The sequence below is a fragment of the Streptomyces caelestis genome (assembly GCF_014205255.1).
Lineage (GTDB): Bacteria > Actinomycetota > Actinomycetes > Streptomycetales > Streptomycetaceae > Streptomyces > Streptomyces caelestis.
The window spans coordinates 7,662,492-7,675,174 of record NZ_JACHNE010000001.1; the positions used below are offsets into that span (position 1 = coordinate 7,662,492).

General features: G+C 71.4%; 9 protein-coding genes and 2 pseudogenes. 5 read left to right on the forward strand and 6 right to left on the reverse strand.

Annotated features, from left to right (window positions below; genetic code table 11):
- Positions 1 to 110: 110 nt before the first annotated feature.
- Positions 111 to 1,088 (forward strand): multicopper oxidase domain-containing protein, encoded by a 978-nt coding sequence (locus HDA41_RS34780; RefSeq protein WP_184991088.1) that lies wholly within the window; start codon positions 111 to 113, stop codon positions 1,086 to 1,088.
- Between the two features lie 105 nt (positions 1,089 to 1,193).
- A complete protein-coding gene (locus tag HDA41_RS34785; protein ID WP_184991090.1) occupies positions 1,194 to 2,231 on the forward strand; it encodes a LacI family DNA-binding transcriptional regulator in 1,038 nt (345 codons plus the stop codon).
- Between the two features lie 202 nt (positions 2,232 to 2,433).
- Here the strand turns inward: HDA41_RS34785 and HDA41_RS34790 are convergent.
- A pseudogene (locus HDA41_RS34790) lies at positions 2,434 to 3,218 on the reverse strand (VOC family protein).
- Positions 3,219 to 3,453: 235 nt separating this feature from the next.
- Here HDA41_RS34790 and HDA41_RS34795 point away from each other — a divergent pair.
- Positions 3,454 to 3,699 (forward strand): WhiB family transcriptional regulator, encoded by a 246-nt coding sequence (locus HDA41_RS34795; RefSeq protein WP_059415692.1) that lies wholly within the window; start codon positions 3,454 to 3,456, stop codon positions 3,697 to 3,699.
- Between the two features lie 105 nt (positions 3,700 to 3,804).
- On the opposite strand, the gene HDA41_RS34800 is transcribed toward HDA41_RS34795, so the two are convergent.
- The 3 genes and pseudogenes from HDA41_RS34800 to HDA41_RS34810 all read right to left on the reverse strand — a co-directional run.
- Positions 3,805 to 4,782: an acyl-ACP desaturase gene (locus tag HDA41_RS34800; protein WP_184991092.1), complete on the reverse strand. Its 978-nt coding sequence runs from the start codon at positions 4,780 to 4,782 to the stop codon at positions 3,805 to 3,807.
- Between the two features lie 190 nt (positions 4,783 to 4,972).
- Entirely contained in the window at positions 4,973 to 5,749 is a 777-nt protein-coding gene (gene ddaH / locus HDA41_RS34805; RefSeq protein ID WP_184991094.1) for a dimethylargininase, read from the reverse strand.
- Positions 5,750 to 6,233: 484 nt separating this feature from the next.
- A pseudogene (locus HDA41_RS34810) lies at positions 6,234 to 6,599 on the reverse strand (Orn/Lys/Arg decarboxylase N-terminal domain-containing protein); the annotation flags it as partial.
- A gap of 326 nt (positions 6,600 to 6,925) precedes the next feature.
- Between HDA41_RS34810 and HDA41_RS34815 the strand changes: the two are divergent.
- Together HDA41_RS34815 and HDA41_RS34820 are read left to right on the forward strand one after the other, a co-directional pair.
- Positions 6,926 to 7,252, forward strand: coding sequence for a hypothetical protein (locus tag HDA41_RS34815; RefSeq protein ID WP_230299517.1), 327 nt, complete (start codon positions 6,926 to 6,928; stop codon positions 7,250 to 7,252).
- Positions 7,253 to 7,307: 55 nt separating this feature from the next.
- Complete coding sequence (locus tag HDA41_RS34820; protein WP_230299516.1) at positions 7,308 to 8,483, forward strand: ABC transporter substrate-binding protein; 1,176 nt, start codon at positions 7,308 to 7,310, stop codon at positions 8,481 to 8,483.
- Here HDA41_RS34820 and HDA41_RS34825 read toward each other — a convergent pair.
- Both HDA41_RS34825 and HDA41_RS34830 read right to left on the reverse strand, forming a co-directional pair.
- Positions 8,467 to 10,758 carry an ATP-binding cassette domain-containing protein gene (locus HDA41_RS34825; protein ID WP_184991098.1) on the reverse strand — a complete coding sequence of 764 codons (2,292 nt, stop codon included), beginning with the start codon at positions 10,756 to 10,758 and terminating at the stop codon, positions 8,467 to 8,469. The two genes, HDA41_RS34820 and HDA41_RS34825, sit on opposite strands and share 17 nt — an antisense overlap.
- Positions 10,759 to 10,768: 10 nt before the next feature.
- Positions 10,769 to 12,448, reverse strand: coding sequence for an ABC-F family ATP-binding cassette domain-containing protein (locus tag HDA41_RS34830; protein ID WP_184991100.1), 1,680 nt, complete (start codon positions 12,446 to 12,448; stop codon positions 10,769 to 10,771).
- Between the last annotated feature and the right edge of the window lie 235 nt (positions 12,449 to 12,683).

The window sequence follows — 12,683 nt, forward strand, 5'->3', positions numbered from 1 at the left end:
GACCCCAACTTTGTCTTGAGTGTGGATAAACAGGAGTGCGGCCGGTACCGTCTCACAGGTTCATCACAGGTACGTCTCCGTAAAGGCCTTACCAGGGTGGGGAGTTCCGCATGGACAGACGCAGCTTCAACCGGCGGGTCCTGCTGGGGAGCGCGGCCGTCGCGACATCGTTGTCCGTGGCGCCGGAGGCCATCAGCGCGGTCGGACCGGCGAAGACGGCGCCGGCCGGGGGCGAGGTGAGACGCATCAAGCTGTACGCCGAGAAGCTCGCGGACGGACAGATGGGCTACGGCCTGGAGAAGGGCAAGGCGACCGTCCCCGGCCCGCTCATCGAACTCAACGAGGGCGACACGCTGCACATCGAGTTCGAGAACACCATGGACGTGGCGGTGAGCCTGCACGTCCACGGCCTGGACTACGAGATCACCAGCGACGGCACCAAGCTGAACCGCAGCCATGTCGAGCCGGGCGGCACCCGCACCTACACCTGGCGCACCCACGCCCCCGGCCGCCGCAAGGACGGCACCTGGCGGGCCGGCAGCGCGGGTTACTGGCACTACCACGACCACGTCGTCGGCACGGACCACGGCACGCAGGGGCTCCAGAAGGGCCTGTACGGCCCGGTCATCGTCCGCCGCAAGGGCGACGTCCTGCCGGACCGCACGCACACGGTCGTCTTCAACGACATGCTCATCAACAACAGACCGCCGCACTCCGGGCCCGACTTCGAGGCCACGGTGGGGGATCGCGTCGAGTTCGTCGTGATCACGCACGGCGAGTTCTACCACACGTTCCATATGCACGGTCACCGCTGGGCGGACAACCGCACCGGCATGCTGACCGGCCCCGACGACCCCAGTCAGGTCATCGACAACAAGATCACGGGCCCGGCCGACTCGTTCGGCTTCCAGGTCATCGCGGGGGAGGGGGTCGGCGCCGGCGCCTGGATGTACCACTGCCACGTGCAGAGCCACTCCGACATGGGAATGGTGGGGCTGTTCCTGGTGAAGAAGCCGGACGGGACGATTCCCGGATACGACCCGCACGAGCACGGGGAGGAGCCGCCGGGGGGCCGCCACGAACACTGACGGGCGCGTGGGTCCGGGCGCTCCCCGGCAAGTCGGAGAGCGCTCTCACCACGCTCCGCGACCGGGGCTATCCTGATCCGCAGCCGCAGGTGAGGAGCCCCCGAAGTGACCGACACAGCGCCGCGTCCCACCCTGGAGGCCGTGGCCGCCCGGGCCGGTGTCTCGCGGGCCACCGTCTCGCGTGTGGTCAACGGCGGTGACGGGGTCAGGGACATCCTCGTCGAGCGGGTCCGCAAGGCGGTGGAGGAGCTCGGGTACGTGCCCAACCAGGCGGCCCGCAGCCTGGTGACCCGGCGGCACGACGCGATCGCGGTCGTCGTCGCCGAACCGGAGACCCGCGTGTTCGCCGACCCGTTCTTCGCGCTCCAGCTGCGCGGCATCAGCAAGGAACTCACCGCCCACGACAACCAGCTCGTGCTGCTGCTCACGGAGGGCCGGGACGACCACGCCCGGGTCGGCCGGTACCTCGCCGGCGGACATGTCGACGGCGCCCTCGTCTTCTCCCTGCACCTCGACGACCCGCTGCCGGAACTCATCCAGCGGGCCGGCGTCCCCACCGTCTTCGGCGGGCGGCCCGGCTGGAGCGGAGACAGGCACGGAGTGGCGTACGTCGACAGCGACAACCGCGGCGGCGCCCGCGACGCCGTCCGCCACCTGGTAGGCCTCGGCCGCACCCGGATCGCGCACATCACCGGCGCCCTCGACCAGACGTCCGCCGTGGACCGGCTCGACGGCTACCGGGACGTCATGGTGGACGCCGACCGGCGGCTGATCGCCGAGGCCGACTTCACCCCGGCCGGCGGCGAGCGCGCGATGCGCGAGCTCCTGGACCGCTGCCCGGACGTGGACGCGGTGTTCGCCGCCAACGACCTCACCGCGGCGGGGGCGCTGCGCGTCCTGCGCGAGTCCGGCCGCCGCGTCCCCGACGACGTCGCCGTGATCGGCTTCGACGACATGCTGCCCGTGGCGGAACAGACCGACCCGCCCCTCACGACGGTCCGCCAGGACATCGAGGAGATGGGCCGCCTGATGGCCCGCCTGCTGCTGCGGGGGCCCGACCAGGGCACTCGGCGGGAGGGTGTGGGCGGCACGTCCTCCAGTGTGGTCCTGCCGACGACGCTGGTGCGGCGGGCGTCCGCCTAGGTGTGCTGTTCGGAGAGGTTGGTGACGCGGCTGGCTGGGGTGTGGCCGCAAGGTCCCGTCGTCCGCCCGGAGTGCGGGCCCTGCGGCGTCCGGTGCGGCGAGTGGGGGTCCCCCCGCTGCTCGAAGAGCTTGGGGGAGTGTGCCGGGCGTCGCAGGGCAGGCGGGACTTCGCGGACACGCCCCAAGGGCGGGCGGTGGTGCCTCAGCCCGGCTGCGGCACGCTGTGGATCACCGCGAAACGCGCCCCGTACGGGCCCGTGAGCTTGGCGACGCGGCCCACGTCCGGCAGGTCCGTGGCCGGCATGCGGACCGTGCCGCCCAGTTCCCGGGCCCGGGCGACGGTGGCGTCCGTGTCGGCGACCTCGAAGTACGGCAGCCAGTGCGCCTCCTCCTCGGCCGGGGTGTCGGCCAGCGGAACGACGCCGCCGAACATGGCGTCCTCGCCCGCTCCGGCCGGGATGAAGGTGGTGTAGGTGCCGCCGGGGAAGTCGACACCGAAGGTCTCCAGGCCGAGTACGGAGTGGTAGAAGGCGGCAGCGGCCGGGACGTCCGCCGTGTACAGCTCCAGCCAGCACAGCGAGCCGGGCTCCAGGACGACGTCCAGGCCCTTGTTGCGGCCCGGCTGCCAGAGGCCGAAGGGCACCCCGGCCTGGTCGGTGAGGATCGCCATGCGGCCCAGGTCCTGCACGTCCATGGGCTGCATCAGCACCGAGCCCCGCGCCTGCCCGGCAGCCTGGGCCGTGGCGTCCGCGTCCGGGGTCTGGAAGTACACCGTCCAGGAGGGCGGGCCCTGCTCCGGCGTGCTCTGCATGCCACCGGCGGTGGTCCTGCCGCCCAGCTGGAAGAGGCCGTAGCCCCCGACCTCGGGCCCGCCGGGCTGGAACTCCCAGCCGAACAGCGCGCCGTAGAAGGAGGCGGCGCCGTCGATGGCGGGGTGCCGAGATCGACCCAGCTCGGAGCGCCGGTGACATAACGGGCGGTGAGCATGATCGCCCTCCTCGCGCAGGGGGCCCGTTCGTCTGCTCCGCCGAGTCTCGCACCGCCCCCTGACAACCGCCGCCGCAGCGCCGCCAGGGTGTGATGCCGGGTTTCCGCGCGCCGCCGCGCGCCGCCGTGCGCCGGCCCGTCCGGCGGGCGACCATCAGGGTGGCCGGAGGCCCGTCAATGCGGTGTTGATCCCGCGTTGATCGGACGTTTTTCGCCGTCCGGAACGCTTCTGGCCATGCACATCGACACCATGATCTCTCCCGAACTCGCCTGGCAACAGGAGGCGTTGTGTGCGCAGACCGGGGCGGACTTCTTCTTCCCCGAGCCCGGCAGCTCGGTGCGGGAGGCGAAGCGGATCTGCGGTATGTGTCCGATCCGCGACGCCTGTCTGGAGTACGCGATGGACAACGACGAGCGCTTCGGCGTCTGGGGCGGCCTGTCGGAGAAGGAGCGGCTGGAGCTGCGGCGTACGTCGCGGTAGCCGTGTGCGCGCCCGCCGGGGAGCAGGGAGGAAGCGCCGAGGCCCCGGCCGCTCGTGGCGGTCGGGGCCTCGCAGTCGTTGGGGCCGGAGGTGCCGGGTCGGCCGTCAGGCGCCGGCCCGGGCCGCCATGCGGGCCTTGCGCGCGGCCAGCTTCTCGTCGAACTTCGACGCCTCGGCGTCCAGGCCGCCCATGAACAGGCCGAGCTCCTCCTGCGCCTTGCGGCCCTCGGGGCCCAGGCCGTCGATGTCCAGCACCTTCAGGAAGCGCAGCACGGGCTGGAGCACATCATCGTGGTGGATGCGCATGTTGTAGACCTCGCCGATCGCCATCTGGGCCGCGGCGCGCTCGAACCCGGGGATGCCGTGGCCGGGCATCCGGAAGTTCACGACCACGTCCCGCACGGCCTGCATGGTCATGTCGGGCGCGAGCTCGAACGCCGCCTTGAGGAGGTTGCGGTAGAAGACCATGTGCAGGTTCTCGTCGGTCGCGATGCGGGCCAGCATGCGGTCACAGACCGGGTCGCCGGACTGGTGGCCGGTGTTGCGGTGCGAGATGCGGGTGGCCAGCTCCTGGAAGGCGACATAGGCGATCGAGTGCAGCATCGAGTGCCGGTTGTCCGACTCGAAGCCCTCGCTCATGTGCGACATGCGGAACTGCTCCAGCTTGTCCGGGTCGACCGCGCGCGAGGTGAGCAGGTAGTCCCGCATCACGATGCCGTGCCGGCCCTCCTCGGCCGTCCAGCGGTGCACCCAGGTGCCCCAAGCGCCGTCGCGGCCGAAGAGCGAGGCGATCTCGTGGTGGTAACTGGGCAGGTTGTCCTCGGTCAGCAGGTTGACGACGAGCGCGATGCGGCCGATCTCGGTGACCTTGGACTGCTCCTTGTCCCAGGCCTCGCCGTCCTCGAAGAGGCCGGGGAAGTTGCGTCCGTCGCTCCACGGTACGTACTCGTGCGGCATCCAGTCCTTGGCGACCTGCAGATGCCGGTTGAGCTCCTTCTCGACCACTTCCTCCAGTGCGTACAGCAGCTGAGCGTCGGTCCAGGCGCCGGCGGGGCTGCCGAGGTGGGGAGTGGTGATCGTCATGGACTCTCCAGGGGGACATGCGTACGAGCGGTGAGCAGTAACCTACGGCATCGTAGGCTACGTTTCCGTAGGTTACGATGCCGTAGGTTAAGAGCGCTGTAAAGCGGCTGATCAGGGGTGTCGCCCGTACGTGCTCCACAGCCTCCCGGACCCGCAGGTCGAGGGGCCGCACAAGGGGAGTGCCCGGCCGTCAGACGTACAGCCCCCGCAGCCGCACCGAGAGGCACGTCACACATCCCTCGAGCTTCTCGAACTCGCTGATGTCCACGACGACCGGTTCGTACCCCAGGTCCGCGAACAGCTCCGCGGTCTTCGGCGCGCTCGCCGCGATCAGCAGTTTGTCACCACCGAGCAGCACCACATGCGAACCGGCCTCCTCCGGCACCGGCAGAAAGCGCGCGAACAGCGACGGCACGTCCATCTTCGGGATGTGCCCGATGACCGTCCCGTCCGGCAGCGCCGTGACCGCCGACTTCAGGTGCAGCACCTTGCTCACCGGTACGGCGACGACCCGCGCGCCCAGCGGCTCGAACGCGGCCCGCAGTTGCTGGACGCCGGCGGCGTTGGTGCGCCCGCCCCGGCCCACGTACACGGTGTCGCCGATCTTCAGTACGTCGCCGCCCTCCAGCGTGCCCGGCTCCCAGATCCAGTTCACCGAGCAGCCCAGACCGGCCACGGCCTCCTCGACCCCGGCGGTCTCGTCACGCCGGGACTCGGCGCCCGGGCGGGCGATCAGCGCCACGTTCTTGTACATCACGACCGTGTCCTCGACGAACACCGAGTCCGGGCAGTCGTCGGCCGGGTCCACCTCGACGGTCTCCCAGCCGTGCGTGCGCAGGGCCGTCACGTACGCCTCCCACTGCTCGACCGCGAGGTCGGCGTCGACCCTCTCCCGCTCGATGTGTGTCACCAGCCCTTCGGCAAGACGCGGGCTGGGGCGGCGGACGAGGGCCTTCTTGCTGGGCACGAGCGTGACTCCGTATCGGATGGACGTGTCTGGACAGCGCCGACGGAGCCTCCGGGATCGGCCGGAACCCATCGGGCGTCAGCCGACCATCATGCAGGGCGACGCGGAGCGACGACACCCCCGGGGAGCGGGGAGGGAGGGGGTGGAGCGGTCCGGTACCTCGACGGGCGACAGGGGGGAGCGCCTGCCGCCGCGCTTGCCTGTACCTGGCCAGGCGTTTCAGCGGGGGGATTCGGGCGGGTGCTGATGGCGGGCTGTTTCCGTCGGCCCGAGTGGCACCTGGTCTGGGCGGTTCCAGGCCTGGCGTCCCAGTGGGGGCATCCGAGGCGGGTGCCGACCCGGGCGGCACCTTGCCTGGGCGGTTCTGGGCCCGGCGCATCAGCGGTATCCGTGCGAGTGCCGCTCCCGGGCCGGTCCGCTGCCGGCACGGGGTGGCCCCCTTCCCCAGCGGCGCGGGGCGGGGGACCGGCCGGGCCGGCGTGTCCTCCAGCGGCCACACGTAGCCCACCACCGACTGCGGCACCCACAGCGGCAGGTCGCGCAGCCCCTCGTCCGCCATGACCAGGAACACCGGCAGGTTCTGGAAGCGGCGCCCGATCCCGCGCAGCACCGACGCTCCGCCCGGTTCCCCGTCGGCTCCCGGCCCGGGCGGAAGATCCCAGGCGACCACGGCGGCGGCCAGGCCGGCCTCGGTCCTGAGCACCGCCTCGGCGTCGGCGACGCTCACCACCCACCGGACCTGTAAGCCGCGCCCCCGGATCGCCTCGGCGATCCTCGCCAACTGCGCGGCGGCCGCGCCCCCGTCCTCCGGACGCTCCGCCACCGCCACCAGAACCGTGCTGTCGGCCATGCCGCCCCTCCCGGTGGCCCCGCGCCACCCCACACCCCAGTCTTCGCGGGCCCGCACGCCTGATCGGCCGACGGAGCGCCAAACCACCCCATTGCGCGGACCGCACCCTGACGCGTCAACGCCCGCGCACCCGGCATCACGTCGGAGTACCTGATCAACCGTCTTGCAGATGATTCACCTGGTCGCGGCCCATGCCGATCTTCCGAGGCGTCGTTGGGCGAAGTGATCCCGGCCGAACCGGCCAGGACCGGTCCAGCGGAAGGAAACCGACAGAGATGTACGGCACGCGACGTATCGCGGTAGTGGCTTCGATCGTGGGGATGCTCATGGCTGTTCCCGCCGGCATGGCCACGGCCCATGCCGGGGACGGCGACGCGGGGGCGGGCGGTGTGTTGTCCAACGTCTCCGGCAGGAACTCCTCCGGCCACGCCAACCTCTGCGGCACGGGCAAGGTCGCGCTGTTCAAGGAGCGCACCTGTGTCACCGAGGACGACGGCAAGGGCGGCGGGGACCAGGCGGGCCCGAGCGGCGGTGTCCTGTCCAACCTGCTCTTCGCCCGGAACGCCTCCGGCCACAGCAACAACTGCGGCAACGAGACGGTGGCGGTGTTCAGCGAGACCACCTGCGTGACCAAGGACCGCTCCGGCCACTGACGGCCGCACCGATTCAGTGAAGAGAGGGGCCTCGATGCCGTCACCTTCTTTGTGCGTGGGCGTGGTAGCGCCGCTGACGGGTCGACTGGCCCCTCTCGGGTCACCGCTGTCCTATGTGCTGCGCAGGCTCGCACCCCTGCTGAGGCAGGTCCGCAACGGCGGCCGCCGCCACGACGTGACCGTCGCCGTGCGCGACAGCCGCTCGGATCCCGGCGCGGCCCGGCAGGCCGTACGGGACCTGGCCGGCTCCGACGGGGCGAACCTCGTGCTCACCATGGCCGGGACCCGGGTGCTGCCCGCCGTCACCGACGCCTGCGAGGAGTCCGGGATCCCCTGTGTGTCGACCACGTTCCCGTGGCAGGCGTACGTCGACGCGCGCGGTGCCGAGCCCGGGCACCGCTTCCGGTGGACGTACCACTTCGCGTGGGGACTGGACGACATCGCCGCCGTCTTCGCCGACCTGTGGGAGCGCGTCGACGACGCGGGCGCCGTCGGCTGCCTGTGGAACGACGACCTGCAAGGGCAGTTGCTGCGCCATGACCGCTACGGCTTCGCCCCGGTGACGTCCGCCCGCAGGCACACCCTGGTCGACCTGGGCGCCTACCGGGAACCGGCCGACGGCTTCCACGCACAGGTCGGGCGGCTGCGGGAGCATGGTGCCGGCCTCGTCACCAGCGCCGCCACCGCCACCGACCTCGCCCTCTTCCACCGCCAGGCCCGCCAGGCGGGGCTGCGTCCGCGGCTGATCACCTGCTCGCGCTGGCTGACCTACCCGCACACCCACACCACCCCTGCCCCCGACGTCCACGGCGAACTCGCCGACGCGTGCGTGGCCACCCTCGTCTACTGGAGCCCCGGCCACCCCTACCGCTCCAGCCTGGACGGCACCACCTGTGCCGAACTCGCCCACGCCTACCGGCAGGACACCGGCGCCGCCTGGCTCCAGCCCCTCGGCCTCGCCCACGCCCTCGTGGAGACCGCCCGCCACGCCCTCACCGTCGCGGCCGACCCCACCGACCGGGCGTCCGTCGCACAGGCCCTCGCCGGGACGACCCTCGACACCATCGCCGGCACCCTCGACTGGACCTGCGGACCGACCCCCAACATCGCCCTGCTGCCTCTGGTCGGCGGGCAGTGGCAGCACGGCCCGGGCGGCCCGCGCCTCGCCGTCGTCGGCAACTCGGCGCTCCCGGGCGTCCCGCTCACCGGGGAGCTCACGCCGGCACGGTGACGGTCGATGCCGCCACGGCCCGCCGCAGGTGCTCCCCGGTGAACGACCCCCGCGCGTCAAGGAGTTGTCGCGGCGTCCCCTCGAAGACGACCTCGCCGCCGTCCCGGCCGCCGTCCGGGCCGAGGTCGATCACCCAGTCGGCCCGGGCGATCACGTCCAGGTTGTGCTCCACGACGACGACCGTGTTGCCCGTGTCGACCAGCCGGTCCAGCAGGGCGACGAGCCCCTCCACGTCCGCCATGTGCAGCCCGGTCGTCGGCTCGTCGAGCACGTAGACGGCGCCCGTCCGGTGCAGCCGCGTGGCCAGCTTGATGCGCTGGCGCTCGCCGCCGGAGAGCGTGGAGAGGGGCTGGCCGAGCGTCAGATACGTCAGTCCGACGTCGCGCAGGGCGCGCAGCCGGCGCCGTACGCCCGGGTCGTCGAAGAAGCCGAGCGCCTGTTCGGCCGTCATCTGCAGGACGTCGGCGATGGAGCTGCCCTTGACGGTCAGCCGCAGCACCTCCTCCTTGAAGCGCCGCCCCTCGCAGTCGTGGCAGGTCGTCGTCACCGGGTCCATGAAGGCGAGGTCGGTGTAGATGATGCCCCGGCCCTCGCAGGTGCCGCAGGCCCCGCTGGAGTTGAAGCTGAAGAAGCCCGCCTCGGCTCCCGTCTCGCGGGCGAAGATCTTGCGCACCGTGTCCATGATCCCCAGGTAGGTCGCCGGAGTGGACCGGCCGGAGATCCCGATCGACGACTGGTCGACGACCACCGCTTCGGGGTGTGTGGCGGTGAACTCCCCGGCCAGGGTGCTCTTCCCGGACCCCGCCACCCCGGTGACGGCCGTGAGTACACCGGCCGGGAACCGCACGGTCACGTCGCGCAGGTTGTGCCGGCCGGCGCCCTTGACCCACAGCTCGCCGTCGGCCTGCCGTACCTGTTCCTTGACCGCCGTGCGGCGGCGCAGACAGCGCCCGGTGAGCGTGTCCGAGGCGGCCAGTTCGTCCGGCGGGCCCTCGAACACGACGCGGCCGCCCTCGGTGCCGGCTCCGGGCCCCATGTCGACGACGTGGTCGGCCAGCGCGATGACGTCCGGGTCGTGCTCGACGACCAGCACGGTGTTGCCCTTGTCGCGCAGCCGCAGCAGCAGATCGCCGAGGCGGCCCACGTCGCGCGGGTGCAGGCCGACACTCGGCTCGTCGAAGATGTACGTCATTCCGCTCAGGCTGGAGCCGAGATGCCGCACCGTCTTCAGCCGCTGCCCCTCGCCGCCGCTGAGGGTCGCCGTCTCCCGGTCGAGGCTGAGGTAGCCGAGGCCGATCGCCTCGACGCGCTCCAGCGCGGCCACGGCCGCTCCCGCGACGGGCCCGGCCACCGGGTCGTCGATCTCCTTCAGTACGGCGATCAGGTCCGTGACCTGCATCCGTGTGCAGTCGGCGATGGTCCGGCCGCCGATCCGCGTGGCGAGCGCCGCCGCGTTGAGCCGCGCTCCGTGGCAGACCGGGCAGGTGCCCTCCACCAGGAACTCCCGGACCAGGTCGCGGGTCTTCTGGCTCATGGCCGACAGGTCCCGCTTCAGGTAGAGCCGCTCGAAACGGTCGGCCAGCCCCTCGTACTCGGTGGTCCAGGTGCCGCCGCTGCCGTTGACGGTGACCTTGCTGCCGGGCCGTCCGCGCATCAGGAACTCGCGCTCGGCGGCGGTGAATTGCCCCACCGGCTTGTCCGGGTCGAGGTCGGCGCTGTTGGTGTACGCCTGGCCCTGCCAGGTCCCCGCGGCGAACGGCGGGAAGCGGACCGCCCCCTGCGCGAGGGAGCGGTCCGGATCCAGGATGCGGTCCCAGTCGGGCCGTACCGTCCGGCCGAGACCGTCGCACTCGGGGCACATGCCCGACGGATCGTTGAACGAGTACGCGGTCGCCGGCCCGGCGCTCGGGGTGCCGTGCCGGGAGAACAGCACACGGATCACCGAGTAGATGTCGGTCATGGTGCCGACCGTCGACCGGGAGTGGCCGCCGACCGGCCGCTGGTCGACGACGATCGCGGGGGAGAGGTCCTCCATGCCGTCCGCGTGCGGCCGCTCGTACTTGGGCAGCCGGTTGCGGACGAACCAGGGGTACGTCTCGTTCAGCTGGCGCTGCGACTCCACCGCGATCGTGTCGAAGACGACGGACGACTTCCCCGACCCCGAAACGCCGGTGAACACGGTCAGCCGGCCTTTCGGGATGCGGAGGTCGACGTCCTTGAGGTTGTTCTCGCGGGCTCCGGTCAGGGTGATGACATCGTGCGTGAAGTCGGTCATGCCGCCGACGCTAGGCGGAAAACCCGACAGCCTCTGGCGTGATTTCCTTCAGTTCTCCGTCCTCCAGCAGCAGCCAGCGCGTGATGCCGATCGACTCCAGGAACGGCAGGTCGTGACTGGCGACGATCAGCGCCCCCTCGTACGACTCCAGGGCCGTGGTCAGCTGCCGCACGCTGGCCATGTCGAGGTTGTTGGTCGGCTCGTCCAGCATGAGCAGCTGCGGTGCGGGCTCGGCCAGCATCAGCGCGGCCAGCGCCGCCCGGAAGCGTTCGCCGCCGGACAGCGTCGCCGCCTTCTGGTCGGCCCGGGCGCCTCGGAACAGGAAGCGGGCCAGGCGGGCCCGGATCCGGTTGTTGGTGGCGGCCGGCGCGAACCGGGCCACGTTCTCGGCGACGGTCCGCTCCCCGTCGAGGACGTCGAGCCGCTGCGGCAGGAACCGCAGCGGGACGTGCGCCTGCACCTCGCCCGCCTCCGGTTCGAGCTCGCCGGTGATGGTGCGCAACAGCGTGGTCTTGCCCGCGCCGTTGCGCCCGATCAGCGCGACCCGCTCGGGACCGCGCAGCTCGAAGCCACCCGCCACCCGGGCGCCGTACCGGAGTCCGACATCCTGCAGGGTGAGGACCGTACGCCCCGGCGGCACGGCCGTGTACGGCAGGTCGACGCGGATCTCGTCGTCGTCCCGTACGGCCTCCGCCGCCTCGTCCAGCCGCTCCCTGGCCTCGGCGAGCTTCTCCTCGTGCATGATCCGGTGCTTGCCCGCGGACTCCTGCGCCGCGCGCTTGCGCGCCCCCATGACGATCTTCGGCTCGCGTTTCTGGTCCCACATCTTCTGCCCGTACCGCTTGCGGCGGGCCAGCTTGACCTGGGCGTCGGTCAGTTCGCGCTTCTGCTTGCGGAAGTCGGCCTCGGCGACGCGCACCATGCGCTCGGCCGCCTCCTGTTCGATCGCGAGGGCCTCCTCGTAGTCCGAGTAGTTGCCGCCGTACCAGGTGATCTCGCCCACCCGTCTCCCACCACCACCCTCAACCGAGGCGCTGCGCGCCGCAGTATTCACTCGGCGGAGATCGGCGATCTGGTCGACGAGGTCCAGCAGTTCCCGGTCGTGGCTGACGACGACCATGACGCCCGGCCAGGACTCGACGGCCGCGTACAACCGCCTGCGCGCGTACAGGTCGAGGTTGTTGGTCGGCTCGTCCAGCAGCAGCACGTCGGGTCGGCGCAGCAGCAGCGCGGCCAGCCGCAGCAGCACCGACTCGCCGCCCGACACCTCGCCGATGGTGCGGTCCAACTCGACGTGTGCGAGGCCCAGTTCGCCGAGGGTGGCCAGAGCGCGCTCCTCCACGTCCCAGTCGTCGCCGACGGTCTCGAAGTGCGCTTCGGCCACGTCGCCCGCCTCGATGGCGTGCAGCGCGGCCCGCCGGTCGGCGATGCCGAGCGCCTCGTCGACGCGCAGGGTGGTGTCGAGCGTGACGTTCTGCGGGAGGTACCCGACGTCGCCGGTCACCCGGACGGTGCCGTCGGCCGGGGCGAGTTCACCGGCGATCAGCTTCAACAGCGTTGATTTCCCCGACCCGTTGACGCCGACCAGGCCGGTCCGGCCCGGGCCGAACGCGACGTCGAGGTCCTCGAAGACGGGCGTGCCGTCGGGCCAGGTGAAGGCGAGGGAGGTGACGGTGATGGAAGTAGGCATGCGGGCCTCTTTCGCGGTTGCTTGATGCGGTCAGGGGCAAACGCGTGTCGAGACACCTGCGACCAGGGAGGAGGGCTCCAGGGGGCAGAGATAAAGCCCTGTACCGGAGGACGGCTCGAACGCCGAGGTCGCACGCAGCGCACACACCTGATGTGGGTGACGCGGTGTCTCAGGACCTCAGACGAGCAACGTCCTTCTCCAATCGGCGGCAACAGGACGCTGTACAACGTACGAG

Excerpts from the sequence above, each read along its gene's own strand:
- HDA41_RS34800 (WP_184991092.1), bottom strand. The coding sequence starts at position 4,782 with ATGACGATCACCACTCCCCACCTCGGCAGCCCCGCCGGCGCCTGGACC.
- HDA41_RS34780 (WP_184991088.1), top strand. The coding sequence starts at position 111 with ATGGACAGACGCAGCTTCAACCGGCGGGTCCTGCTGGGGAGCGCGGCC.
- HDA41_RS34830 (WP_184991100.1), bottom strand. The coding sequence starts at position 12,448 with ATGCCTACTTCCATCACCGTCACCTCCCTCGCCTTCACCTGGCCCGAC.
- HDA41_RS34815 (WP_230299517.1), top strand. The coding sequence starts at position 6,926 with ATGGCTGTTCCCGCCGGCATGGCCACGGCCCATGCCGGGGACGGCGAC.
- HDA41_RS34795 (WP_059415692.1), top strand. The coding sequence starts at position 3,454 with ATGCACATCGACACCATGATCTCTCCCGAACTCGCCTGGCAACAGGAG.
- HDA41_RS34825 (WP_184991098.1), bottom strand. The coding sequence starts at position 10,758 with ATGACCGACTTCACGCACGATGTCATCACCCTGACCGGAGCCCGCGAG.